Raw genomic sequence first — 25629 nt, forward strand, 5'->3', positions numbered from 1 at the left:
GGGCGCCATTCGGCACAACCCGGCAAAAATATCGAACGCCTGCCGCACTGCCTGCCTCCAATGTTTACACCACTGGAGGTCACCCACATGAACAGCAACGATAAAACCCCGAACGCCCCGCCAACCGACACGTCCGGCAAACCGGTGAATGTGGTCGAGCGCGATCTTGAAGACCGGGACGATGACAGCGAAGCCGTGGATGAGATCATCACGCCTTCGTCCACCCGAGTGAAGGAACAGGACGCCGAGACGCTGCAGCGCAAGATCGATGAGATAGAGCGCAAAGTGGCCGATGGTAATTAGTGTTTTTTCAGGCGATCGCAACCGTCTGCTGGCTCTACCCCCTCACCCCAGCCCTCTCCCCCAAGGGGGCGAGGGGGAAAGGGAGCCGATTTGTGCGCCTTTCAAATCTTGCATTCAACTCGGTATTTCAAGTCGACGTAACTTGCGCGAGCAACGCGGTCAGTCCCCTCTCCCCCGAGAGAGGGGAAAGGGAGCCGATTTGTGCGCTTTTCAAATCTTGCGTTCAACTCGGTCTTTCAAGTCGGCGCACCACTTCGGTCAGTCACCTCTCCCCCGAGAGAGGGGAAAGGGCGCCGATTTGTGCGCTTTTCAAATCTTGCGTTCAACTCGGTATTTCAAGTCGGTGCAACTTGCGCGAGCAACGCGGTCAGTCCCCTCTCCCTCTGGGAGAGGGGAAAGGGCGCCGATTTGTGCGCTTTTCAAATCTTGCGTTCAACTCGGTATTTCAAGTCGGCGTAACTTGCGCGAGCAACGCGGTCAGTCCCCTCTCCCCCCGAGAGAGGGTTAGGGTGAGGGCTCCTCAGCGCACATTGCGATACAGCATCAGCCGCGCACTTTCATGCAGCCCCCGCGTCAGCTCCACCAGCCGCTGAAACTCCTGCGGGTGTTGCTCGGCGACGTTGTCTCGCGGTGTCGCCGAGCGCAGGTCATGCAGAGTCGGCGCGCTGCCGTCGTGTTGCATTTGCAGCAGATGATGCTGGGTCACGCCGCCAATCAACGGGAACGTGCCTTCTCGCAATACCAGCGGCACCACGCGTTCGCCTTCCGGCGCGGGCTGCTGAATGTCGCGGCCCATCGCGCCGTTGCTGAACGGGATACCGGCCATGCCTGCCACCGTCGGCAGCAAATCCACCAACCCCACCGCCTCATCGATCACCTTGGCTTTGAGCATGCCCGGCGCATGGATCAGCATTGGCACATGGTTGCTTTCCAGCCCCAATTGTTCGAAGGCCGGCGGCATGTGCGGGATCTGGCTGATGCGGGTGTTGTGGTCGCCGAAGAACACGAAAATCGTGTTGTCGTAGTAGCCGCCGGCCTTGGCCAGTTCCATCAGCTTGCCGATGTTGAAATCCAGCAGGCGCACCGCGTTGTATTGCTCGACGCTGCGCGAGCCGGCGGCTTGCACTTGTTCCAGCGACAGATGACTGACCTGGAAACCGTCGTTGTCCTTGGGAATGGTGAACGGCCGGTGGTTGCCCGAGGTTTGCACGTAGGCGAAGAACGGTCGGTCCTTGGGCAGATCGCGCAGGATGCGGTCGCTTTCCTTGAACAGATCCAGGTCAGAAATGCCCCAGACATCCACCAGCGGCGAACGCCAGTCACTCTCCTGATACAGCTTTACGCCCTCGATGCTTTGCTGGATCAGCGCATTGATATTCGCCCAGCCGGCATTGCCGCCGATCATGTAGAGTTTTTGATAGTCGGTGAACGCGTTGATCAGCGTGTGCTGGCGGGTGATCAGCGGATGGCGGGTGGCGGTCTCCTGACGGGTCACGTCCGGGACCCCGGTGATGCTCGCCCAGACGGTTTTGGCGGTCCCGGTGACCGGCACGTAGAAGTGTCGGAAGAACCAGCTCTCGGTGGCCAGTTGATCGAGGTTCGGCGTCGGGTTCAGCGGGTTGCCATAAGCGCCCACCGCACTGGTGCCCAACGATTCGAGCATGACGAACATCACGTTCGGCGCGCCGGCGACCCGGTACGGTTGCACCGCTTGCTGGCGCTCGAATGTCAGGGTTTGCGCGTCCGCTTGTTTCACGCCCAGATAACGCGCAATCAGCGGGTAATGCTGGCGCACCTGGGCTTCATCGAACTGTGCCTGCCCGGCCTTGAGCGTGTCGTAGAGGAACAGCACCGGGTTGAGGCCTACAGCGGCGATTTGCGCATTGCCGGAGAAAAACGCATCGCTCCAGCGCAGCGGCACCGGGTTTTCCAGGTTGAGATTTTCGACACGACCGAGCAACGCCAGCAGCACGGCGACCAGGCCGAAAGCGCTGCCCACGACCAGCGAGGTACGGCGGATGGCGCGAGGTTCCCGCGTCAGTGTTGCGCGCTCCAGACGCACGATTCCGTAGAACCACACGCCCAGCACCGCCAGCCAGCCGAGGGCAATCCATAGCACTGGATAGCTTTCCCGGACCATTTGCTGCGAGATCTGCGCATCCTCCAGATAACGCAGCACCGTGGCGTTGATGCGCACGCCGAGGTAGGCGTAATGGCCGAAGTCGATGATGTAGACCAGGCCGACCACGCCCAGCACCAGCAACCAGTAACCCCGCGCGACTTGGCGCAGCAACGGCAGGCGCGTCAGGTTCCAGCGTGGCAACCATGCCAGAACGGCCAGTGGCAACATCAGCAACACTGCCAGACGCAGGTCGAAACGCAGACCAATGCCGAGGGTTTCGCGCAGTTGCGGGTCGTTGGCAAATGCGCTGATGTCGAGACCGGAAAAACCCAGCACGAACACCAGCCGCAGCAGGGCCAACAGTAAAAACGCCAAACCTGCCGCGCCGACGCCGTAGCGCAGGCGCCGCGATTGCAACCAACCCATCGTAAACCTCTGTGTGGTGATCAGATTGAAGACGTCGGCACGGCCGGGACCGGCCGCAACAGGCGCCAGACTTCGCGCACGCACAGCGCGGCACCGGCCACCAGGCAGTAACCCACCAGCAGCGGATCGATCAGGTAATCCCAATAGTTTTCCGAGGCTTTGAGGCGTAGCGCGAAGGCCAGCGTGCCGAGCGCCAACATCGCTACGCCCAAGCCGTTGCGCAGCCACAACAGGGCCAATGTGCTCAGCCCGATCAGCACAATCATCGGCCGTGGATTAAAGCCCCAGCGGTACGGATCGACGTAAGTCAGGCCCATCGTTGCCGGATACAGAATCAGTGCCAATACGGTAAACAACACCAGCACCTGAACGCGCTTGACCGTTGGCGACGGCTGAACCACGCCCAGGCGCAGCAGACAGACCCAGCCCAGCAACACCAGCGTGGTGATCGCCAGATCATCGGTAAAGCTGCGCACATAGGCTGCCAGCGGCAGATCGTTGACCGGGATAAAACCGGCCAGCGCCAACAGCGGCAACAGCCACGGGCGCCATGGCCGGGTGAAGTGAAAGGCACTCAGCAGAACAAAACCGAGCAGGACAAAACTCAAATGGGCTTGCCAAAGAAACATCACAGACGCTCCGCCAGCCAGGCATCGTTGAAGCTGACATGTTTGATGAAGGTGTTATTCCACGAATACACCAAGTGATAGAGACCGTCCGAACCCCGGCTGAAATACGGATATTCGTACTCGAAATCACAGCCGCGCGGTTTGCACACGCGGTAGTCGAGATTGCTCAGAAAGCGCTGTTCCAACGGCAGGCGGCGGGCACCGCTGGAGGATCGGAAACCCTCGCCGATAATGGCTTTGTACGCCTCGGGCGAGAACGGCTGACCGAGCGGATCCGGTGACTGATCGAGTTCAATCACACTGCGCCAGTCGTTGAGATTGGCATCGGTGCCGTACAGGCTCAATTTGAAACGCCCGTCGCGCAGGTCGTTGAGCGCGACCAGCAAACCGTCGTCAGCCGTGCCTACCGCTGCCAGCGACGAGTTGGGGTTGGCCGGCTCCAGCGGATACGGTTCGCTCCAGGTCTGGCCGGCATCGTCGGTGCGGCTGGCCAACACGCGATGATGGGTGTCACCGGCATAACGCAGCATCGCCACGGCGCGGCGGCCATCCAGCGGCACGATGGTCGGCTGCAACGAGTGCTTGCCACGGCTGATGCGGAATTTGTCGATGACTGCACCGTCGGCGCTCAGGTACAGGTACTCGGCGAACTTGCCCATGAACTCGTGATACACCGGCAAGCCGATCGAGCCATCGGCATGGAACACCGGCGCCGCGCGTACCAGTGTGCTGATGTTGAAAAACGGCGAGGTGATCAACTGACGCGGCGTCGACCATTCACGGCCCATGTCGGCAGAGACCATCACGTTGATCGCACTGGTGGCCCAACCGCCTACGGACACCGAGACGTAGAACATCCACAAGCGCCCGTCCGGCGCGAGCGCGATCACCGGGTTACCGAGCTTGCGGATATAGCGCTGGGTGCCGTCGCGGGTTTGCTCGCGGGTGGCCAGCACCTGTTCGGCGCCCCACTCCGCACTTTTTGCATCAAAGCGCGCCGTGCGGATCTGCACGTCGGCAGCGCCTTCGCGCGAGCCGGCAAACCACACGGCCATCAAGTCCCCGCCAGGCAGCGCGGTGACCGAAGAGGAATGCACAAAATCATCCAGTTGCGAGGAAACGAAACGACTGCTGTACATCGGTTCCGACGCTTGCATTGCGCCATCGACCGGCGCTGTCGACAACGCAAATGGCGCCAGCACATGGGGTGGATGACTGCGCCACGCGGCCAGAAAGATCAGGCACACCGCGAGGCTGCCGAGAATGAACGTCAAGCGAAAGGACAACGCACGCATAAGGGGCTCGCGGCAAGGACAGGAGGGTTAACAATGGGCAGACGTCCTTGTCAGCGCGTCGAATCATTTGGCAATCGGCGACGGCGCCCGGTGAGCATCGACAACGGCAAGTTGTCGCGAACCTGAAAACTTTCAAACACGGCAGCAGCGATGTGAATGCACACCAGCACAAGCAGACTGTCGGCCGCCGTTTCGTGGACCGACAACGGCCAATCGGCACCCCACAAGGCGTCGATTTCTTCCATCGCCCAGCCACTGAGACCCACGGTGAACAACGCCAGCAACATCAGGATCATCACCAGCGCACCGATCGGCGAGTGGCCGAGGCGATGCTCGGGCCGCCCGGCGAGCAGTGAGCGCGCATGGGCCAGCAGGCGCGTCGGGGTCGGCCAGAAGTCCGCCCAACGGGCACTGCGCGGCCCGATAAATCCCCACACCGTGCGTACCAGCAACCAACCCATGGCGTAATAGCCGAGCCAGACATGCCAGTCGTCACCCGCTTCATTGAAGAAATAATTGGCGACGAAGACGCCCGCAATCGACAGATGAAACAGCCGCACCACGGGATCCCACAGGCGTAGGGACGCGCTCGGCATCAGCCCTTGATCTCGGTCTTGACCGCTTTACCGCTGACCGGGTCGTGGTAGATCTCGACCTTGCGCTTGTCCTTGTCGAAGCCGTAGATCTCGTAGCAGTTGCCGTCGGTGACCTTGAACTTGCTGATCTCGTAACCCTGGGCTTTCAGCTGTTCCTGAAAGGCCTTCTGGTCTTGCCATTGCGAGCGCTCGGCAGTGGTGCATTGCGGGCCGGCAATGGCCAGAGGGCTGGCGACGATCAAAGACAACAGCAGCAGTTTGCGCATGGAATCACTCTCGCTGGATGAGAAAGACCTCACTGTGCAAAAGCAACCTTAGTGAAAGCTTAGTTGGCAACGAACCGTTACATCTTTCCCGTCGGATGGCCTGCCAAGACGCTCGGCGCGGCGGCATGATGCCGTCCATCCCAACCCGTTCCGCCAACAGAGAATCACCATGCGCCTGCTTCTGGTCGAAGATGATCGTGCCCTCGGACAAGGCATTCGCGTTGCCCTGAGCAACGAGGGCTATACCCTCGACTGGTTGCAGGACGGGGTCAGTGCCTTGCATGCCCTGCGCAGTGAAAGCTTCGATCTGCTGCTGCTTGACCTCGGCCTGCCACGGCTCGACGGTCTGGCCTTGCTGCAACAACTGCGCAGCGAACAACGGGACCTGCCGGTGCTGATCCTCACCGCCCGCGATGGCACCGCCGAGCGCATCGCCGGCCTCGATGCCGGCGCCGACGACTACCTGATCAAACCGTTCGATGTCGATGAGTTGAAGGCGCGCATCCGCGCGTTGCTGCGGCGCAGTCAGGGCCGCGCGCAACCTGTGCTGGAACATGCCGGCGTGTGCCTTGATCCGGTCAGTCAACAAGTCACCTGGCACGGCAACGAGGTGGTGGTGACGCCGATGGAATATCAACTGCTGCATCAACTGCTGGCCCGGCCTGGCAAAGTCGTCACCCGCGAGCGTCTTTCGGGGGCGCTGTATGGCTGGCAGGAACGGGTCGAGAGCAACACCCTCGAAGTGCTGATCCACAACCTGCGCAAAAAACTCTCGACCGAGTTGATCCGCACCGTACGCGGCGTCGGTTACGTGGTGGCGGGCAAAGCATGATCTCGATACGTGCGCGGATTCTGGTACCGGTGCTGATCCTGGTGTTGATGGGCGATGTGCTGATCAGTTGGCTGGTATTGCGCGACAGCCATCATGAAATCGAAGAGGTCTACGACGCACAACTGGCGCAGAGCGCACGCCTGCTTCAGGGTGTGCTGGCGCAACGCGCCCCAGGCGATAACGACTGGCAGCGGCTGCATCAGGCCTTCGATGAAGCGATGAGCCGGGTCGGCGATGGCGAGGCAGCACATCCCTACGAAACCCGTCTGACCTTTCAGGTCTGGCGCAGCGACGGGCAATTGCTGATGCGCTCGGCCGAAGCACCGGAACTTACTGCGCCGCCGACCACCCTCGGTTCTCATGATCTGATGGAAAACGGCCGCGACTGGTGCGCCTTTCTGCTCAAGGACGCGCAGCAAGGGTTGTTGATCTGGGTGGGTGAACGCGATGACATTCGGCAGGATCTGATCGAGCGTATTGTTGGCCACACGTTGTGGCCGAGCGTGATCGGCGTACCAGTGCTGACGGTTCTGATCTGGCTGACGATTGGCTGGGGGCTGCAACCGTTGCGCGCCATGGCGCAGACCATTCGCGGGCGCAACACCGACAGCCTCAAGCCGCTGAACCTCAGGCCCCTGCCCCACGACCTTGAACCGATGCAAACCGCGCTCAATCGCCTGCTGCAGCAGATCGACAATCTGCTCGCCCGCGAACGCCGCTTTATCGCCGATGCCGCCCATGAATTGCGCACGCCGCTAGCGATCCTGCGCATCCATGCGCAAAACGCGCAGCTTGCCAGTACCGCGCAACAACGCGAAGAAGCGCTGGAGTTTCTGGTCAGCGCCGTAGACCGCGCGACCCGTATTGCCAGCCAGTTGCTGACCATGGCGCGCATCGAGCCGCGCCTGGCCAACCCGCAAAATAGTCCGGTGGAACTTACCGCGCTGGTGCGCGAAGAACTCGCTGAACTGGCGCCACTGGCCTGGGAAAAGGACGTCGAACTGATTCTCGACAGCGATCATCACTGCCCGGTCGAAACCGATCCTGTGGCGCTGGCCATCGCCCTGCAGAATCTGGTCACCAACGCCTTGAACTTCGCCCCGCCCGGCAGCGAAGTGCGCGTGCAGGTCCAGCCGCAGGCATCCGGCGCGGTTTACATCAGTGTCGAGGACGCTGGTCCCGGCATCGACGAAGCCGACTACGCGCGTCTGTTTGAGCGTTTCTACAGCCACGGCCACGCCAATGGCGCCGGATTGGGCCTGGCGATTGTGCAGATGATCGTCAGCAAGGTCGGCAGCACCCTGCAGCTATACAACCTGCCGCAGGGGGGCTTGTGTGCTGAATTGCGCATCAACGAGAAACCCGCGTGACGTGCTGCACCTGACGTCAGACGCAATGGTTTGGACGAAATTTTCATATCGACCTGTTAAGATCCGCAGCCTCGTTGGGGAGTAGCCTGTTTCCGAGCCTTTCGGAAGCGTTCGTATCAACATTCTCGGCAACATGCCGTGGTGCGAACACCTTTTGGTTGGTGAGACCGACGACACATCCATGCCTAAAGTCGGGCGTGTGGTTGTGTCGTTGACTCATAGCCCGACTGGAAGTGTGCCCCCGTGAATCCTGTTTCCCTCATTTTCCTCGCTCTGGCCATGTCCACGGATGCGTTCGCCGCCGCCATCGGCAAAGGCTCCAGCCTGCACAAACCACGCCTCACCGAAGCCCTGCGCACCGGTTTGATCTTCGGCGTGATCGAAGCCATCACGCCCATCATCGGCTGGTTGATCGGTCAGGCAGCGACTCGCTGGGTGGCTGAATGGGACCACTGGATCGCCTTCACCCTGCTGCTGGTTCTCGGCCTGCACATGATCTACAACGGTCTGAAACACGAAGAAGAAGAGGAAGAAAAACCCGGTTCGCACTCCTTCCTGATTCTCGCCGTTACCGCGTTTGCCACCAGCATCGATGCCCTCGCGGTCGGCGTCGGCCTGGCGTTTGTCGACGTGAACATCTGGGTCGCGGCAGCGGCGATCGGTCTGGCGACCATGACCATGGTGACTATTGGCGTGATGCTCGGCCGAGTGCTCGGTGCTGTGGTTGGCAAGCGTGCGGAAATCGTCGGGGGCGTGGTGCTGATGATTGTCGGTGCGACGATTCTGTATGAGCACCTGTCGGCCTGATTCAAGCGGAGGTCAGCGTCGCCAGCGCCAAGGCATTGCCCAGCGCTGCGCCGCTGGCGGTATTGTCGAAAATGCACCAGGTCGTGGCACCTGCAGCGGTCGCTGACAGCAAGGCGTGTGCGAGGTGTTGCAGATAAGGTGAATCGTAGGCGCTGTGGTAAATGCGCGGTGAGCCGTGCAGGCGCCAATACTGGGTTCCCGTCCAGCCGGCTGGCGAAATATCACGGCTGATGCGCGCAGGATCAACTGCTGCTTGGGTGATCCGGTGAGTCATTAATATCGGCTCGGCGCTGACCCACGATTCATGCCTTGGCTCGAGCACCACTGCGCCGGAGAAGCGCTCGCGCAATGTCGTGAAAAAGGTTTCGGCGCTGGCGGCGTCAAACGCCAGCGAAGGTGGTAACTGCACCAGCAAGCAGCCCAAGCGTTCGCCCAGACCGCCGCATTCAGCCAGAAACCTGTCCAGCGCCGCCTCGCAACCTGCCAGGCGTAACTCATGGGTGATGTGTTTGGGCATTTTCACCGAAAACCGGAAGGCCTCCGGTACGCCATCGGCCCAACGCTCATAGGTTTGCCGGCGATGCGGACGGTAGAACGAGCTGTTGATTTCCACGCCATTGAGGCGCGCGGCGTAGCGCTGCAAATGCGTGCCCTCCAGGGGAAATACCGGCCAGTGTTCGCGCCCCAGACTCCAGCCGGCACAACCGATGAAAATCAAAAGCACACCTCCGGGTTTCTCCTGCCTGATCGTTCCTACGCTCTGCGTGGGAATGCCTCAAGGGACGCTTCGCGTCCAGTGACGCGGAGCGTCACGGGCTGCATTACCACGCCGAGCGTGGGAACGATCAAATCAATCTTCCGTGTAAACCGGTTATTTTTTCCCGGGCAACACGGCGCCGAGCACCTGCTTGGCGGTTTGCACGATCACCCCGGCTTCATCCGGATCGCCCTTGAACAATGTCGTGGCGAATTTCTTCGCCTGCTCAAGCTTGATGTGCGGCGGCAAGGGCGGCACGTTCGGGTCGGTCTTGAACTCGATCACCACCGGCACTTCCGAGGCCAGTGCCTTTTCCCACGCAGCGGCGACGTCTTCTTCGCGATCGACAAAGATGCCTTTCAGGCCAATGGAAATGGCGAACAAGTGGTAAGGCACGTCCGGGATACTTTGCGACGCTTCGAACTTCGGATCGCCCTCCATCACCCGCTGCTCCCACGTGACCTGATTGAGATCCTCGTTGTTGAACACCGCGCAGATCCATTTCGGACTCGCCCACTGCCGCCAGTATTTGGCGACGGTGATCAGTTCGGCCATGTTGTTCATCTGCATCGCGCCATCGCCCACCAACGCAATGACCGAACGCTCGGGATAAGCAAACTTCGCGGCAATCGCGTAAGGCACAGCGGCGCCCATGGACGCCAGGCCACCGGACAACGAGCACTGCATGCCACGGCGGATTTTCAGGTCACGGGCGAACCAGTTGGCGCAGGAGCCGGAGTCGCTGGTGATGATGGCCTCATCGGGCAAGCGTGGCGACAGCTCATAGACCACTCGTTGCGGGTTGACCGGATCAGCCTTGGCCATGGCGCGTCTTTCGAGGGTTTTCTCCCAACTGCTGCGCCAGCCTTCGACTTTCTTGCGCCACTTGTTGGAGGTTTTCTGCTCGAGCAGTGGCAATAACGCGGCGAGGGTTTCCGCCGAGTCGCCGACCAGATTGACCTCCATCGGATAACGCAGGCTGAGCATGTCCGGCTGCAAATCGATCTGTACACCGCGCGCCTGACCTTCCTTGGGCAGAAATTCCGAGTACGGAAAACCTGAGCCGATCATCAGCAAAGTGTCGCATTCGTTCATCAGTTTGTAGCTCGGTTCGGTGCCGAGCAGGCCGATGCTGCCGGTGACCCAAGGCAGATCGTCCGGCAACGCGGCTTTGCCCAACAGGGCCTTGGCGACACCGGCGCCGAGCTTTTCGGCCACCGCGATGACTTGGTCGGTCGCCTGCAAAGCCCCGGCGCCAACCAGAATGGCGACCTTCTCGCCCGCATTCAAAACCGCGGCGGCCCGCTGCAGATCCTCGTCATAAGGCAGCACTTTGGGTTTCGTGTAACCCACCCCGGAATGTGCGGTGCCATGGGCGCGCGCCGGTGCTTCATACTTCAGTTCCTGCAAATCGTTGGGCAGAATCAGCGCGGTTACCCGGCGTTCGCCCACGGCCGTGCGCACTGCGCGATCGAGCAAATGCCGCACCTGCGAAGGCGCCGACGCCTGCTGCACAAATGCCCCGGCGACGTCTTTGAACATCGACACCAGATCAAGCTCTTGTTGATAGTGACTGCCGAGCGCGGTGCGTGCTTGCTGACCGACGATGGCCAACACCGGCATGTGATCCAGGCGTGCATCGTAAAGGCCGGTGATCAGGTGCGAGGCGCCGGGCCCGGAGGTGGCGATACACACCCCCAATTCCCCCGTGAACTTGGCATGCGCCGAGGCCATGAACGCGGCCATTTCTTCATGCCGTGCCTGGATGAATTCGATTTTTCCCTTGGCCCGACTGAGCGCGCCGAACACGCCGTTGATGCCGTCACCCGGGTAACCAAAAATCCGCGTAACGCCCCATTCGCTGAGCCGCTCAACCAGAAAGTCTCCCACTGTCATCGTCATCTCGATCCTCGTCTTTCTCCGCTGCATGGAGCTGTCCCGACAGAACATCCGCCGGGACGTGTAAGGGTCTGGACAGTTGGGTTGTTGGCGAAGTTTCGATGGATTTCCTGAACCGATCCGTGTTTGCGCACCAAACCGCCAGAACGGCACAATGCGCACTTCGATAATTGCAAGGACAAAAGACATGGATTTCCCCGCAGCATGGCGCAGCCAATTTGCCGGTGCGGCCATTGAACAGCAGACCATTGGCGAGTCGCGCGCCGATGTATGGCGGATTACACCTGCCGGGGCGGCGCCGCAGTTCGTCAAAACCGAACAAGTGATGACCTGGGGCGAGTTGCCCGGTGAAGTGCAGCGCTTACGCTGGCTGGCGACGCAGGATTTACCGGCGCCGCGTGTGCTCGACACCACCACGCAAGCGCAACACAACTGGCTGTTGATGACCGCCGTGCCGGGCCGGGATCTTGCCAGCAGCGAGCACCTTTCGCCGGAGCAGATCGTCGCGCTCGCGGCGCAGGCACTGCGCACACTGCACGCGGTGGCGATCGACAGTTGTCCGTTCGATCACAGTCTGGAGCAGAAGATCACACGGGCCCGCGAACACCTGCTCGCCGGGCTGATCGACGAAGAAGACTTCGATGATTCGCGCCTGGGACAATCCGCCGAAACCGTGTTCCAGCAGTTGCTCGCCACACGTCCGACGCAGGAAGATCTGGTGGTGACTCATGGCGATGCGTGCCTGCCCAATCTGCTCGCCGACGAGGGCCGCTTCAGTGGGTTTGTCGACTGCGGGCGACTCGGCGTCGCTGATCGTTATCAGGATTTGGCGCTAGCCGCGCACAGCATCACGGACAACCTTGGCGAGCAGTGGCTGCCGTTGTTTTTCGAGGTGTATGGCGTGGAGCCGGATCTACAGCGGATCGCCTTTTATCAGCTGCTCGACGAGTTTTTCTGAGGCACCCCACAAGACCTGTCTATCGGTGGTGAGGCCATTCGCGAGCAGGCTCGCTCCCACAGGGGATCGCGGTCTAAATGTGGGAGCGAGCCTGCTCGCGAAGACGTCAGAACAGTCACTGCCGAGACGGGGCGTTTCAACAATGCGGATGCACCGTCCACGCCACCAGTTTGATCACGATCGGCCGCACGACCAGGATGCACATGAACGCCGCGGGCATCGCCAGCTTGTAGGCATGCAAGGCATTACTCAGGTAGTCGTTATCAATGCCGGAATTGGCGGCGGTGATCACCAGCGACATCAGAAACGCCATGATCGTCGCCATGTACAGTGCAAACACATACGGCGTGGCACGCGGCGACAGCTTGCGGCGGCTGATGATCAAGGCTTCGGCGTTGGTTCTTTGATTCATATGGCTTTTCCATCCAGTGACAGGGAGACCGCACGTTAGCAAGGCCGCACCCGCGTAACTAGACGATCAACCGCAGGTACTTTATAAAGCAGAACTTACGAATCAACCCTCAGCGGGACATTAATGAACCTGTTAGCGGCGATTGCCAGTTTTATCAAAGTGGTGGAATCGGGCTCGATTGTCGGCGCCGCGAAGATTCTGGGCGTCAGTGCGGCGGCGGTGAGCCAGACGATCAATCGGCTGGAAGCGCACCTCGGCGTGCGGTTGTTGCAACGCACCACGCGCAGCATGGCGCTCACCGAAAACGGCGCGGTTTATTACGAAAAAGTCCGCCGAATTGCGGCAGATCTGGAAGCCGCGCAAAGCTCGATCAGCAGCGATGACAGCGAGTTGCAGGGCCGACTGAGCATCGCCTCGACCTCCGCGTTCGGCCGCCATGTGCTGGCCGCGCTGATCGCCGGTTTCGCCGCGCTGCACCCGCGCCTGCTGATCGAACTGTCGACCAGCAATGGCAAGATCAATCACATTCAGGACGGCATCGATCTGAGCCTGCGGATCACGCCGCAACTGGAGGACGGCATCGTCGCGCGCAAGATCGTTTCGCTGCCCTTCATCATGTGCGCCGCGCCGGCTTATCTTCAGCGCGCCGGGTGGCCGCAATCGCCGGATGATTTGCAAAACCATGCCTGCCTGGCTTTTCGTTATCCCCTGGACGGACGTTTTCTGCGCTGGACGTTTACTCGCGACGGCGAGCGTTTCGACGCCCCTATCAATGCCACCGCCATCAGTGATGACATCGATGCGCTGGCGCAAATGGCGGTTCACGGCGCAGGGGTCACGCGACTGGCGGAGTTTGTTGCGGCACCTTATCTGGCGAGCGGGCAGTTGGTGCCGCTGTTTGAACACAGCGTTGTCGAGCCGATGGACATCTACGCCTGCGTACAGGAACGGGCGGCGATGACGCCGAAGGTCAAAGCCTTTCTCGATTACCTGAGCGCGCATCTGGCCACGCGATGGCCGCTGGAAAATGTTTAAGACGCAGGGCTCGCTGAAGCGCGAGAATTCGGGCAAAGTCCATCTCGCCCAAACGGCCCATCACGGAAGATAACAACAATGAAAAAGTCTCTCGGCGCTCTACTACTGATCTGCTTGAGCAGCCACGTATTAGCTGACACCCAACCCGTCGGTTTCCAGTACGCCACGCTGGCCGATCCGCGCAACGAGCGCCCGCTGGAAATGGTCGTCTGGTACCCGAGCGCGACCACCGACGCGACGCCACAATTGTTCGGCGACAACCCGGTCTTCGTCGGCGCCCCTGCCGTGCTCGACGCCCCGGCCGCCAGCGGCGCGCATCCGTTGGTGGTGCTTTCCCACGGCTATGGCGGAAGCTGGATCAACCAGACCTGGCTGGCCAGTGCGCTGGCGCATCAGGGTTACATCGTCGCTGCAGTCAACCATCCCGGCACCACCAGCCGCGATCGCAGCCCACAAGCGGCGGCACAACTGTGGCAACGCCCGGTCGACCTCAGCCGGGCCATTGATGCTGTGACGGCGCAACCGGAAAAATTCGGCGCGGTGACCAAGGATCGAATTGCCATTGTCGGCCATTCACTCGGCGGCTGGACCGTGCTCGAAGCCGGCGGCGCGCGCTTCGACCCCGAGCGTTTTGCCAAAGACTGCAAGGTCCACACGCAACTGGCCAGTTGCACCGCCTACCAACAAATGAACACTGCAAGCACCGCGCAAGCGAAAGCTCAATTGGCCGCCGACTGGCGTGACAAGCGCGTTACTGCCGTGGTGTCACTGGACTTGGGGCTGTCGCGCGGAATGACCGATGCAAGCCTGGCGGCCTACCCCGTGCCGATTCTGGTGATCGCTGCCGGCGTACCGTCGAAAGAACTGCCCGCGCAACTGGAATCGGTCGACCTCGCCAAACGCCTGCCAAAAACCTCATCACGTTTCGTCGAGATCAGCGACGCCAGTCACTTCAGTTTCATGGCGATCTGCAAACCTGGCGCCGTGGCCATGCTCGACGAGGATGTACCGGGCGACAGCATTATCTGCACCGATGGCGAGGGCGGCCGCCCACGCGCAGAGATCCAGCAACAGGTGATTTCCCTGATTACCGGGTTTCTGGCGCCTTCACTTGACCGCTTGAAACCAGCCATCACTTACCAGGATCCCCGATAACAATGCTCACGCCCTCCCCTCAGACCTTCCGGGGCAGCTGCCTGTGCGGAGCGGTGAAATACCAGATCCGCTCACGGCCCAAAGCGCTTTCGCATTGCCATTGCAGCCAATGCCGCAAAAGCCACGGCGCGGCGTTTGCCAGCTATGGCAGCGTGCAGCGCCAGAACCTGGAATTGTTGGAGGGCGCTGACCAGTTGAAGTCGTATCAATCGTCTGAATCGGTACAACGCCAGTTCTGCACGCACTGCGGCTCGTCGCTGTTCTGGGCAAGCAATCAAGGGGAATTCAACGGCTGGATCTCGGTCGCACTGGGCACGCTGGACACGACGTTCACCACGGAAAAACAGCAGCATGTCGAAGTCACGTCGAAAGCACCGTGGTTTGAAATCAAGGATCAATGGCCGCAGCGCTGAGGCTGAAAGATTCATTTATCAGACGTTGCTTCACCCTTTGGAGATCAGATGAAACGCTCGAAAATAGCGGCCGTCTCTGCGCTGGTAACGGCCGCAATAATCGTCATTGCGCTGCAGATGTTTCTGTACGACGCCGAAATAACCATGGCTCAGGCATCCATGGGCAGCATGCCGGTGCAATTGATCGCGCAAATCCTGCTCACCATCGCCATTCATCTGTTCGTCGTTCTGATGGTGCCAATGCTCTTGATCGCCTACAGGAAGTACCTCGCCGGCTATGCGGTGCTTGCCCTGTCCCTCGCTACCTACACCCAGATGACCACAGGGCTGGCTGTGATTGGGCCGATAATCGCGGTCATCGCCGTCTCGATCCTGGGTTTTCATGGCCTCAGAAGGGCCAGCGAATGGGTTCGCTACCTGCGCGCGAAATGACTGATGCGACCGATCAATCGCGCTCTGGAACAGGAAGCGGGTTCTGTGATGTCCTGTCTATGATCAGCGAGGTATTTTTTCCACTTGCCAAGATGAGGCCCCTTAGATGAGCAAAGCGCCGTACGTTCCACCCCAGGTCTGGAAAAACGAAGCCCCGTCCGGTGGCCAGTTCGCCAGTATCAATCGGCCGATTGCCGGCCCCACCCATGACAAGACCCTGCCAGTCGGCAAGCATCCATTGCAGCTGTACTCGCTGGCCACGCCCAACGGCGTCAAAGTGACGATTCTGCTGGAAGAGCTGCTGGCGCTGGGGCACAGCGCTGCCGAGTACGATGCATGGCTGATCCGCATTGGCGAAGGCGATCAGTTCTCCAGCGGGTTTGTCGAGATCAACCCGAACTCGAAAATCCCCGCGCTGCTGGATCGCAGCGTCGAGCCGCCGATCCGCGTGTTCGAATCCGGCTCGATCCTGCTGTATCTGGCCGAGAAATTCGGCGCCTTCCTGCCGAAAGACCCGGCCGGCCGCACCGAAACGTTGAACTGGCTGTTCTGGCAGATGGGCTCGGCGCCGTACCTGGGCGGCGGTTTCGGACATTTCTACGCCTATGCGCCGGAGAAAATGGAATACCCGATCAACCGCTTCACCATGGAAGCCAAGCGGCAACTGGACGTGCTGGATCGGCGTTTGGCCGAAAGCGCCTATCTAGCCGGCGACAGCTACACCATCGCCGACATCGCGGTCTGGCCGTGGTACGGGCAACTGGTGCGCAACAATGTTTATTCGGCGGCCGAGTTTCTTGCGGCTCATGAATACACGCATGTGCAGCGCTGGGCAGAGGACATTTCCAAGCGGCCGGCGGTCATCCGTGGGCAGCGCGTCAATCGCACATGGGGCGATGAAGCGACTCAAGTGCCCGAGCGGCACCAGGCCGAAGATCTGAAATAACACGCCCTAATTACCCTCATCAGCGAGCCGATCACACGCTTCTGTGATCGGCCCGCCATGCCTCGATTCGCCCCTCTCTCCTCCCCCGAAAAACCAGAAACCTGCGCCAACCCGCGACGCAGAGCGCCCGGCCAATTGTGAAAAATTCGTTAACTAACTGAGCCGTACGGCTTTCTTCACCCGGAATGATCTGACACACTAATGCGAATAATTCCTACACGCACTCGCACTGGATTCGTTTTCGTATCATTTGGGGAAGCAGATTGATGTCGTTTCGCACCATTTACCGCCGCTCAAACCGTTCACCTAACCTGTTGGCGCTCGCCATCTGCATGGCCAGCATCACACCGGCACTGGCCGACGAGACAACGCCCGCCACGCCTGAAAAAACCGCGCCGGCCACACTGGAACTGGATGCGACAGAAATCGGCGCCACGCAGATGAGCAGCACCACCGAAGACACCCAGTCCTACACCACTGGCCCGATGCGGACGGCGACCAAGCTGTCGCTGACCATGCGCGAAACGCCTCAGGCAGTAACGGTGATCACCCGTCAACGCATGGACGACCAGAACATGACCAGCATCAACGACGTGGTGAAAGGCACGCCGGGGTTGTTCCTCAGTCAGGCCAGCGGCCCGGGTCGGCAGACGTACAGCTCGCGCGGTTTCGACATCGACACCATCATGTACGACGGCCTGCCGAGTTCATACTCGCCGTTCTCGATGGCAGTGCAACCGAACCTGGCGATGTTCGACCGCGTCGAAATCGTCCGTGGTGCGACCGGTCTGGTCACCGGTGCCGGCAACCCTTCGGCGGCGATCAACCTGGTGCGCAAACGCCCGACTGCAGATCAACGCGTGACCCTCACCGGTGCCGCCGGCAGTTGGGATGACTACCGTGGCGAAATCGACGCCTCCAGCCCCTTGAACGAAAGCGGCACCTTGCGTGGCCGCGTGGTCAGCTCCTATCAAGGGGCTGACAGCTTCCGCGACAAGGAAGAAAACGATCATGGCTTGTTCTACGCCATCGGTGAAGCCGACCTGAGCGACAGCACCACCGCGACCCTGGGTTTCTCGCGGCAGAATGAGCAAACCAACTATTTCTGGGGCGGCCTGCCGATCGGCACCAACGGCCACCACCTCGATCTGCCCCGCTCCACCTACCCGGGCACCGACTGGGAAAACCGCAAGCTGCAAATCGACACCGTGTTCGGTGAAGTCGAGCATCGTTTCGACAACGACTGGAAACTGCATGTCGCCGGTTCGTCCTCGACCCTTGACGGCGAGTTCTCCGGGACTTACCTGTCGCGCTACGCCGGCCCGCTGGAAACCACCGCCTATCAATCCCATCACACCGACAAGCAGCGCTCGCTCGACGTGTTCGCCAGTGGCCCGTTCGAAGCGTTTGGCCGCAGCCACGAACTGGTCGTCGGCGCCAGCAACCGCGTATATGACGCGACCACCAAGGAATACGACCCGTACACCACGGCCTGGCCGATTGGCGCGCCAAAACCAGACTTCGTGCGTGACGGCAAAACCCGCACCGTCACCACTCAGGACGCCGTTTACCTGACCACCCGCCTGAGCCTGGCCGATCCACTGACACTGATTCTCGGCGGCCGTCTCGACTGGTATGACAACGATGATCGCTCCGGCGATGGCGACTACAAGGTCACCCGTAATCTCACCCGCTATGCCGGTCTGATCTACAAACTCGACGACCACCACTCGGTGTACGCCAGCTATACCGACATCTTCACCCCGCAAACCCAGAAAGACCTCGGCGGCAAGGTGCTCGAACCGATCGTCGGCGAAAACTACGAGGTGGGCATCAAGGGCGAGTACTTCAACGGCGCCCTCAACGCCAGTCTGGCAGTGTTCCAGATGGACCAGACCGGCCGCGCCACCCAGGCCGACACTCAGTTCGGCTGCCCGGTCCTGACCTGCTACGGGTCATCGGGCAAGGTGCGTAGCCAAGGCGTCGACATGGAACTGCAAGGCGCCCTGACCGACAACTGGCAAGTCGGCGCCGGCTATACCTACACCCGCGCGCACTACATCAAGGATGAAAACCCGGCCAACAACAATCAGCGTTTCGACACCGACACGCCTGAGCATCTGTTCAAGGTCTCCACCGTGTACCGCTTCCAGGGCCCGCTGCAACACCTGCGTGTAGGTGGCAACGTCTACTGGCAGAGCCGCATGTACAACGACATCACCCTGGCCAATAACGGTAGCTACCGTCTAGAACAGGGCGGCTATGCCGTCACCGATCTGATGGCCGGGTACGAAGTCAACAAACACCTGGATCTGCAAGTCAACGCGAACAATATCTTTGACCGCGTCTATTACTCCGCCATCGGCTCCGATGTTACCTGGGGTTCCAACGACAACTACGGCAACCCGCGCAGTTACATGCTGACCGCCAAATACAAGTTCTGAATCGTTGACGTTCGAACCTGCGATAAAAAAGGGCGCCCGGGAAATCCGTGGCGCCCTTGTTCTTTGTGGCTTGCGCATTAGTCATGTTCGGCAATAACAGATAGTCTCTGAGCGAACTCTTCACGAAGCATCACACCATGACCAATCCGGCATTTACCCCCGACATCGACGCGATCCGCAGCATTGACGCGGTGCCGGTCATCCTGAGCATGGTCAAACACCTCACCGGCATGCGTTTCGCGGCGGTGGCGCGAGTCACTGAAAGCAACTGGGTGGCGTGCGCGGTTGATGACTCGATTGATTTCGGGCTCAAACCCGGTGGCGAACTGGTGCTTGAATCAACCATCTGCCACGAGATCCGCCAGCATCAGCAGCCGGTGATCTTCGGGCACGCCAGTGCGCACCCGGTCTTTTCGCTTCACCACACGCCGAAAACCTATGGCCTGGAAAGCTACATCTCCATTCCCATCGTCAAAGCCAATGGCGATTTCTTCGGCACGCTGTGCGCCATCGATTCGGTCCCGGCCAATATCGATGAACCGGCCATTACCAAAACACTGACCTTGTTCGCTCAATTGATCGCCATGAACCTGGACACGCAACGCCATCTGGAAGCGACCCAAATCGAGCTGAACAACGCCAATGAACTCGGGCGCCTGCGCGAGCAATTCATCGCCGTCCTGGGTCACGACTTGCGCACACCGCTGAGCGCCATTCGCATGAGCGCTGACCTGCTGGAAAGCAAAACCGAAGAAAAGCGCTCACTCAATCTGATTTCGGCGATTCGCACCAGCTCGGTGCGCATGGGTGTGTTGATCGAAAACATCCTCGACTTCGCCCGAGGACGACTGGGCGGCGGGATTCCGGTGCAGCGCAAGTTGGTGGATGATTTGCAGCACACCCTGCAATTGACCCTTGCCGAGGTACAAGCCTCCCATCCCCAAGCGGTGTTTATCCATGAGCTGGATGTGCCGGCAGGCATCTATTGCGATGCGCTGCGCATCAGCCAATTGCTCTCCAATCTGCTGGGCAACGCCGCGACCCATGGCTCGAACAGCGCGCCGATCGTTCTCAAAGCCTATGCAGAAAATGACGAGATCGTGATTTCCCTGACCAATCAGGGCACGCCGATTTCAGCGCAATTGATGCCACTGCTGTTCGAACCGTTTTCCCGAGCCGAAGCCGGGCAGCGTTGCGAAGGTTTGGGCTTGGGACTTTACATCGCATCGCAGATAGCGACAGCGCACAACGGCACCTTGAGCGTGACCTCAACTGCCGAGGCGGGAACCTGCTTTGTGGCGAGATTCCCGGCCCGATTCAAATGGGTTTAAGCCGCCTGCCGACGCATCGTCAGAATCGCTGCACCAAAACCGATAAAGGTCGAACCGACCACACGACTGACCCAACGGGACAAGGCCGGACGGGTCAACACGCCCTTGGCCCGGGACGCCAGCGCCGCGTAAATGCTCAGTGAAGACACCGACAACGCCATGAAAATCGAAGTCAGGATCAGAAACTGCGGCAACAGCGCAGCGCCCTGATCAATGAATTGCGGAAACAGCGCGGTGAAAAACATCGTCGCCTTGGGATTGGTCACCGCCGTCAAAAAGGCCGATTTGTACAGCTTGCCGCGAGTCGGTCGCACCGTGCTCGCCGCTCCCTCGACACCCTCCGGTAGCATCGGCCCCTTTTTGAACAGCTGCTTGACCCCGAGATAGAACAAATACCCGGCCCCGATGATCTTCACCGCATTGAACAGAATTTCGGAACTGGCCAACAACGCCCCCAACCCCAACATCGCCGCCGCCGACAGACAGAACAAACCACTGGCATTGCCCAGCGACGACCAGATCGTACTGCGCTGCCCATGCGCGAGACTGTTATTGATCGCCATCAACGTCGCCGGCCCCGGGCTGGCGATGGCAATTGCGGCGACCAGAGTGAAGGTCAATATCGAGTGAGAATCCATTTTCGCTGCTCGCAAGATTGAAGTTGCTGCATGTTACAGCAACCGCCCGCATAGCCCAGATCAAAAGCCCCTCACCCTAGCCCTCTCCCGGAGGGAGAGGGAACTGATCGAGGTGATGGCGTGAAATGCACCGAGATGAAATACCGAGTTGAATTCGATACTGAACCAGATCAAAAGCCCCTCACCCTGGCCTTTTCACGCAGGGAGAGGGAGCTGATCGCGGTGATTGGTAGAACGCCGACGTGAGATACCGAGCCGTACTCAGATTCAGAAATAAATCAAAAGCCCCTCACCCTAGCCCTCTCCCGGAGGGAGAGGGAACTGATCGAGGTGATTGCGAGAGATACACCGACGTGGAATACCGAGCCGCACTCAAATTCTGAAACAAATCAAAGCCCCCCCCGCCCGCTACTCACCACTCAACAGGATGAGCGTTAGCTCGGCTGCAGCTCTTGATCTTGCCGTGCTGGCCCCTTCGGCAGGCTGAGTGGAGGGATTTATCCGGGGGTGGGAGCGCAGCGACCGTTTGGCGGAGCCAAATGCATCGAGAGGAGGTGCAGCGAAGCAAACCGTAGGCGATGCCCCCGGATAGATCCCGTAACGAAGGAACCCGAGCCACGGCGAGGGCCGAACGCCGGGGCCCAGACCTTTGGTTCCTTTGGGGCGTTTGCCAAAGGGACTCGCTGTAAGAGCGAAACCGCCAGCCGCAACCCCCAAAAAAACGGATATTCACCCAAAACCCCAAGAGCCTGGTCGGCCCAAAGGCCGCCAAGCCAAAAAAAAGCCCCGCAACCGAATAAACGGCGCGGGGCAAAAAATTGGTTGGTTGCGGCCAACCAAAGGAGCTCAGTCAAATCCGTACAAAAGCCAAAATCAGATGCAATCCTGCGCAGCCCGCTCAAAACTCGAAGGCAAAAGATTCGAAGCCAACAAATGCCGCTCGTAGATAAACACCTTGCCGCCAGCGCCAGCCTTGTAAGCCTCCAGCACGTTGTCAGCCGAAACCTTGCTCGGCACCACAATCCGGTAACTGCGCTGAGTCTGCGAAACCGTCGGGTTCAGCGCACTGCCCTGCAACTTCGGCACAACACAGTCCGCGTACTGCGCAGGCGTCTTGCTGGTCTGCAAGGTCAGGCTCGGGTTATTCGGCGCCGAAGCACAACCAGCGAGCAACAAAGAGGCAACGGCCAGAGCAGGCACAAAGAAAAGACGCATCGGTGTCATCCTGAAAATAAAGGTTCGATTCAACCGGCAACGGTTCAGCCTCACGGAGCCGCCGTTGCCATTTATGTTTTAAGTGTTCAGCTCGACGCCACCAACGCCTTGAGCGACACATCGAATTGCTTCAAGGCGTTGAGTTGCAAGTCACGCTGCCTGTCAATCTGCGCAGCGATGACCGGTGCGGCCTGGTTATGCACCCACACCGAAGGCAACTGTTTCTCGACGGCGCCTTCAGCCTTGCCGATGTATTGCAGGTCGGCATCGTAGAAGCGTGCGGTGAAGCGCGCTTCGACCAGACTGTTACGCTGGGTCAGCAGCCGATTGAACGTGTCGAGCTTCACCACCACGTCCGGATGAGCCTGCACCAGCGCATCCAGGTTGTCGTAAACGGTCACCGACAAGAACTGTTGTTGCAGCGAACTCACCAGCCAGTCGATGGCCAGCTCCGGATCGGAACTGCTGACAAAGGCTTTACGAATCCGCGAGTCGAGCGCATCTTTCGCGCCGTTGACCGCCATGTCGTGGTAACGCTCAAGGTATTGCAGGTTGTCCAGAGTGTTCTCACTGAGCAACACACCCACGGTTTGCGAATGCTGCAACGTCGCGCTGCTGCCGGTGATGGTCTGGAAGTGACACGACCCGGTGTCGGCTGCGTAAGTCGGAGCTGTGAACAGTGCGCCGCCTGTCAGCAGGGCGATCAAAGCCAGTCGGGTCAGGGTGTTCATCGCGCAAATTCCTTGAGCTGCGTGTTCGATGGAAGTGATTTTCCGCCGATTACCGACAAAGCAGAACTTGCGTTTCTTGATGGTCACTATTACTTCTAGCAATAGTTGCGCGACGTGCAGACTGATACACACTCAACCACAACTAGAAAAACATGAAATGAGGAGTTCGCCTTGAGAACGTTTGACCTGATCCGTGACGCCGTTCTGCCCGATTTCCGCGAGCGTGTGGCCGAGTATCTGGTTCAGTACGAAAGCGTATTGCTGGACAAAGGCATCACCGACCCGCAGATCATCACCGACACTGCCAATCAGTTGCGCGGTTACCTGCGCGGGCTCAACACCACCCGTGTCTTGGGAATGGCTTATTGGGAAGAGCTGGATCGTCGAGTCGTCGACACCTGGCTCGCGCCAGAACGATGACCGATCGGCACCGTGGTCAGGGGGGCGACTAACGACCGCGCCCTCCCCGCTGCCAATGGTCTGCGCGGCAATAAGGCCTCTGCGAAAAAACCGCCCGAACGCTTACAATCGCCGGTCTCACTGCCAATCAGACAGGCTCATCAAGAAATGCCGCTCGACCCACCTACGATGTTGACCCTTTCCATCGCCCTCGCAGCCGCTGCCGCGCTGTATCTGGCGATCGAATGGCGCAGCATTCGTGAGCCTTCGCTACTGTTGTGGAGCGCCGGTTTTGCCACCATCACCGTCGGTTCCACCCTGGCCCTGCTGCGCAGCAGCGGCTTTTTGCTGATCGGCATCTGGTTCGCCAACGGCTTGCTGGTGACCGCGCATTTCCTGTTCCTGCTCGGCGTGGCACGTTTTACCCAGATACGGCTGTCGCCGGCCTGGTACCTGATCTTCGTCACTTGGCTGGTCATGCTGTTGCTGCCGGACGGGTCGCTGTGGTCCAAGGTCATGCTCGCAGCCAATTCGCTGCTGGTGGCGCTGGCGACGCTCAAGGCCAGCTCACTGCTTCGCCCCCACGGCAAGTCGTTGAGCGTCGGCGCGGTGCAGTTGCGTTACGTTTTGCTCGGCCACGGGATCTTCTATGTAGCCAAAGCCCTGACCGTGGTGATCCCCGGCACGCTGATCGATCTGGCGGCGTTTCGTGGCGAGATCATCCAGATTTCCCTGGTCGAGGGCGCGATGGCAATCATGTTGATCGCTTTGTCGATGACCGGCACCGAACGTTATCGCCGGGAAAAACAGATCGCCCGCCTCGCCGAACGCGATCCGCTGACCGCCCTGTACAACCGCCGCGCCCTCGAAAAGCGCGCGCCGCGCCTGCTCGAACAGGTTTCGCCAGAGCATCCCGGCGCCTTGCTGCTGATCGATATCGACAATTTCAAACTGGTCAACGACCAGCACGGCCACACCGCTGGGGATCGTTTGTTGATCGCCCTGAGCGAGATGATCCGCTCGTTACTGCCGCGCAATGCGCTGACGGCGCGCCTGGGCGGTGACGAGTTTGTCATTCTGTTAAACAGCGCATCGAGTGAGCGCGTCATGGAACTGGGCAACGCCTTGCGCGAGCAGTTTCTCAGCACCACTTCACAGACATTCCCCACCACCGCGGCCGTGACCCTGAGCATCGGCGCCAGCCTGTTCGACAACCCGCCCGCCAACCTGACGACACTGATCGAGCAAGGCGACGCGGCACTCTACGAATCGAAACGCGGCGGGCGCAATCGCCTGCGCCTGACCGGACTCACCACGCCAGGATAATAAAAACCATGTCCAGCCTCGATACTCCTCTGCAAGACCTCGCCGCGCCCGAAGGCGTCTGTTACGGCTGCGGCGGCCGCAACCCGCACGGCCTGCACGTCAAAAGCCATTGGCATGAAGACGGCGTGCACGTCATTGCCGAACACCTGCCGGAGGCCAAATACTGCGGCTGGCCGGACCTGGTCTACGGCGGCTTGATCGCGATGCTGGTCGACTGCCATTCCAACTGGACAGCGATGGCTTACCACTACCGCGCGGAGAACCGCGAACCAGGCAGCCTGCCGCGTATCGACTGCGTTACTGGCAACCTCGGCATCAAGTTCATCAAACCGACACCGATGGGCGTGCCGCTGGTTTTGCGGGCGACCGTCGAGGGTGAGGTTGGGCGGAAGACGCGGGTGATTTGTGAAGTGTTTGCCGATGACGTCCTCACCGCCGTGGGTGATTCGGTGTTTGTGCGGGTCGATACAGGGCAACTGGCGGATGCGGCGCATGGGCGTAAAAGCCAAAGCCCCTCACCCTAGCCCTCTCCCAGAGGGAGAGGGGACTGACCGAGGCGTCTGGTTGAAATACGCCGACCTGAAATATCGAGCCGAACTCTGGATTTGAAAAATCCTCACCTCAGCCCTCTCATTGGGGAAAGGAGACTGACCGAGGCGTCTGTTCGAAATACGCCGACCTGAGATATCGAGTCGAACTCTGGATTTGAAAAATCCTCACCCCTGCCCTCTCCTTGGAGAGAAAAGACTGACCGAGGTGTCTGTTCGAAATACGCCGACCTGAGATATCGAGCCGAACTCGGGTTTTGCAAAATCCTCACCTCAGCCCTCTCCTTGGGGAAAGGAGACTGACCGAGGCGTCTGTTCGAAATACGCCGACCTGAGATATCGAG

General features: G+C 60.0%; 26 protein-coding genes and 1 riboswitch. Of the genes, 15 read left to right on the plus strand and 11 right to left on the minus strand.

Annotated features, from left to right (window positions below):
- Positions 1-87 precede the first annotated feature (87 nt).
- Positions 88-303, plus strand: coding sequence for a hypothetical protein (locus tag VY732_RS16515; RefSeq protein WP_077572635.1), 216 nt, complete (start codon positions 88-90; stop codon positions 301-303).
- Positions 304-823: 520 nt separating this feature from the next.
- Here the strand turns inward: VY732_RS16515 and VY732_RS16520 are convergent.
- Genes VY732_RS16520 through VY732_RS16540 form a run of 5 tightly spaced genes read right to left on the minus strand, consistent with a single transcriptional unit; the run spans position 824 to position 5637 of the window.
- On the minus strand, positions 824-2851 hold the full coding sequence (locus tag VY732_RS16520; protein WP_331691190.1) for an LTA synthase family protein: 2028 nt from the start codon (positions 2849-2851) through the stop codon (positions 824-826).
- A gap of 20 nt (positions 2852-2871) precedes the next feature.
- On the minus strand, positions 2872-3483 hold the full coding sequence (locus tag VY732_RS16525) for a hypothetical protein (protein WP_212621832.1): 612 nt from the start codon (positions 3481-3483) through the stop codon (positions 2872-2874).
- A complete protein-coding gene (locus tag VY732_RS16530; RefSeq protein ID WP_331691191.1) occupies positions 3480-4775 on the minus strand; it encodes a sialidase family protein in 1296 nt (431 codons plus the stop codon). Before VY732_RS16530 ends, VY732_RS16525 begins: the two co-directional genes overlap by 4 nt.
- 50 nt (positions 4776-4825) lie before the next feature.
- On the minus strand, positions 4826-5371 hold the full coding sequence (locus VY732_RS16535; RefSeq protein WP_077572631.1) for a cytochrome b/b6 domain-containing protein: 546 nt from the start codon (positions 5369-5371) through the stop codon (positions 4826-4828).
- On the minus strand, positions 5371-5637 hold the full coding sequence (locus VY732_RS16540) for a PepSY domain-containing protein (protein WP_003225806.1): 267 nt from the start codon (positions 5635-5637) through the stop codon (positions 5371-5373). The genes VY732_RS16535 and VY732_RS16540 overlap by 1 nt, the downstream gene beginning before the upstream one ends.
- Positions 5638-5806: 169 nt before the next feature.
- Here VY732_RS16540 and VY732_RS16545 point away from each other — a divergent pair, with 169 nt between their 5' ends.
- The 3 genes from VY732_RS16545 (at position 5807) to mntP (ending at position 8646) form a co-directional block, all read left to right on the plus strand.
- Positions 5807-6469, plus strand: coding sequence for a response regulator (locus VY732_RS16545; protein WP_331691192.1), 663 nt, complete (start codon positions 5807-5809; stop codon positions 6467-6469).
- On the plus strand, positions 6466-7839 hold the full coding sequence (locus VY732_RS16550; RefSeq protein ID WP_093433170.1) for an ATP-binding protein: 1374 nt from the start codon (positions 6466-6468) through the stop codon (positions 7837-7839). The genes VY732_RS16545 and VY732_RS16550 overlap by 4 nt, the downstream gene beginning before the upstream one ends.
- 63 nt (positions 7840-7902) lie before the next feature.
- Positions 7903-8074: riboswitch (yybP-ykoY riboswitch) on the plus strand.
- Positions 8075-8082: 8 nt separating this feature from the next.
- Positions 8083-8646, plus strand: coding sequence for a manganese efflux pump MntP (gene mntP / locus VY732_RS16555; RefSeq protein ID WP_093433172.1), 564 nt, complete (start codon positions 8083-8085; stop codon positions 8644-8646).
- A 1-nt stretch (position 8647) separates the two neighbouring features.
- Here mntP and VY732_RS16560 read toward each other — a convergent pair whose 3' ends face one another.
- Together VY732_RS16560 and VY732_RS16565 are read right to left on the minus strand one after the other, a co-directional pair.
- Entirely contained in the window at positions 8648-9364 is a 717-nt protein-coding gene (locus VY732_RS16560; protein WP_331695880.1) for a DUF72 domain-containing protein, read from the minus strand.
- A gap of 153 nt (positions 9365-9517) precedes the next feature.
- Entirely contained in the window at positions 9518-11305 is a 1788-nt protein-coding gene (locus VY732_RS16565) for a thiamine pyrophosphate-requiring protein (RefSeq protein WP_331691193.1), read from the minus strand.
- Between the two features lie 184 nt (positions 11306-11489).
- Between VY732_RS16565 and VY732_RS16570 the strand changes: the two genes are divergently transcribed.
- Positions 11490-12260, plus strand: coding sequence for an APH(3')-II family aminoglycoside O-phosphotransferase (locus VY732_RS16570; protein WP_331691194.1), 771 nt, complete (start codon positions 11490-11492; stop codon positions 12258-12260).
- Between the two features lie 136 nt (positions 12261-12396).
- Here the strand turns inward: VY732_RS16570 and VY732_RS16575 are convergent, their stop codons facing one another.
- Positions 12397-12672 (minus strand): DUF2798 domain-containing protein, encoded by a 276-nt coding sequence (locus VY732_RS16575; protein WP_077572627.1) that lies wholly within the window; start codon positions 12670-12672, stop codon positions 12397-12399.
- A 123-nt stretch (positions 12673-12795) separates the two neighbouring features.
- On the opposite strand from VY732_RS16575, the gene VY732_RS16580 reads away from it, so the two are divergent.
- From VY732_RS16580 to VY732_RS16610, 7 genes are all read left to right on the plus strand, one after another.
- Positions 12796-13707, plus strand: coding sequence for a LysR family transcriptional regulator (locus VY732_RS16580; protein ID WP_123595954.1), 912 nt, complete (start codon positions 12796-12798; stop codon positions 13705-13707).
- A 78-nt stretch (positions 13708-13785) separates the two neighbouring features.
- Complete coding sequence (locus VY732_RS16585) at positions 13786-14862, plus strand: alpha/beta hydrolase family protein (protein WP_331691195.1); 1077 nt, start codon at positions 13786-13788, stop codon at positions 14860-14862.
- A 2-nt stretch (positions 14863-14864) separates the two neighbouring features.
- Positions 14865-15275 carry a GFA family protein gene (locus tag VY732_RS16590; RefSeq protein WP_095049960.1) on the plus strand — a complete coding sequence of 137 codons (411 nt, stop codon included), beginning with the start codon at positions 14865-14867 and terminating at the stop codon, positions 15273-15275.
- A gap of 48 nt (positions 15276-15323) precedes the next feature.
- The gene (locus tag VY732_RS16595; RefSeq protein WP_331691196.1) at positions 15324-15707 is read left to right on the plus strand and encodes a hypothetical protein; all 384 of its coding nucleotides are present in this window, start codon (positions 15324-15326) and stop codon (positions 15705-15707) included.
- A 106-nt stretch (positions 15708-15813) separates the two neighbouring features.
- Complete coding sequence (yghU, locus tag VY732_RS16600) at positions 15814-16653, plus strand: glutathione-dependent disulfide-bond oxidoreductase (protein ID WP_212621823.1); 840 nt, start codon at positions 15814-15816, stop codon at positions 16651-16653.
- A 266-nt stretch (positions 16654-16919) separates the two neighbouring features.
- Complete coding sequence (locus VY732_RS16605) at positions 16920-19097, plus strand: TonB-dependent siderophore receptor (protein ID WP_123595962.1); 2178 nt, start codon at positions 16920-16922, stop codon at positions 19095-19097.
- Between the two features lie 137 nt (positions 19098-19234).
- The gene (locus VY732_RS16610; RefSeq protein WP_116032593.1) at positions 19235-20428 is read left to right on the plus strand and encodes a GAF domain-containing sensor histidine kinase; all 1194 of its coding nucleotides are present in this window, start codon (positions 19235-19237) and stop codon (positions 20426-20428) included.
- On the opposite strand, the gene VY732_RS16615 is transcribed toward VY732_RS16610, so the two are convergent.
- The 3 genes from VY732_RS16615 to VY732_RS16625 all read right to left on the minus strand — a co-directional run bounded on the left by VY732_RS16615 (position 20425) and on the right by VY732_RS16625 (position 23012).
- Positions 20425-21066, minus strand: coding sequence for a LysE family translocator (locus VY732_RS16615; RefSeq protein ID WP_137216874.1), 642 nt, complete (start codon positions 21064-21066; stop codon positions 20425-20427). The genes VY732_RS16610 and VY732_RS16615 overlap by 4 nt on opposite strands.
- A gap of 873 nt (positions 21067-21939) precedes the next feature.
- Positions 21940-22281, minus strand: a complete 342-nt coding sequence (locus tag VY732_RS16620; RefSeq protein WP_077572619.1) for a hypothetical protein — start codon at positions 22279-22281, stop codon at positions 21940-21942.
- Between the two features lie 86 nt (positions 22282-22367).
- Positions 22368-23012: an ATPase gene (locus VY732_RS16625; RefSeq protein ID WP_331691197.1), complete on the minus strand. Its 645-nt coding sequence runs from the start codon at positions 23010-23012 to the stop codon at positions 22368-22370.
- Between the two features lie 171 nt (positions 23013-23183).
- On the opposite strand from VY732_RS16625, the gene VY732_RS16630 reads away from it, so the two are divergent.
- From VY732_RS16630 to VY732_RS16640, 3 genes are all read left to right on the plus strand, one after another.
- A complete protein-coding gene (locus VY732_RS16630; RefSeq protein WP_331691198.1) occupies positions 23184-23432 on the plus strand; it encodes a hypothetical protein in 249 nt (82 codons plus the stop codon).
- 147 nt (positions 23433-23579) lie between these two features.
- A complete protein-coding gene (locus VY732_RS16635; protein WP_331691199.1) occupies positions 23580-24737 on the plus strand; it encodes a GGDEF domain-containing protein in 1158 nt (385 codons plus the stop codon).
- A gap of 8 nt (positions 24738-24745) precedes the next feature.
- Positions 24746-25261, plus strand: coding sequence for a PaaI family thioesterase (locus VY732_RS16640; RefSeq protein ID WP_331691200.1), 516 nt, complete (start codon positions 24746-24748; stop codon positions 25259-25261).
- The last annotated feature ends 368 nt before the right edge of the window (positions 25262-25629 follow it).

This window comes from Pseudomonas sp. ZY71 (assembly GCF_036542145.1).
GTDB classification, from domain to species: domain Bacteria; phylum Pseudomonadota; class Gammaproteobacteria; order Pseudomonadales; family Pseudomonadaceae; genus Aquipseudomonas; species Aquipseudomonas koreensis_A.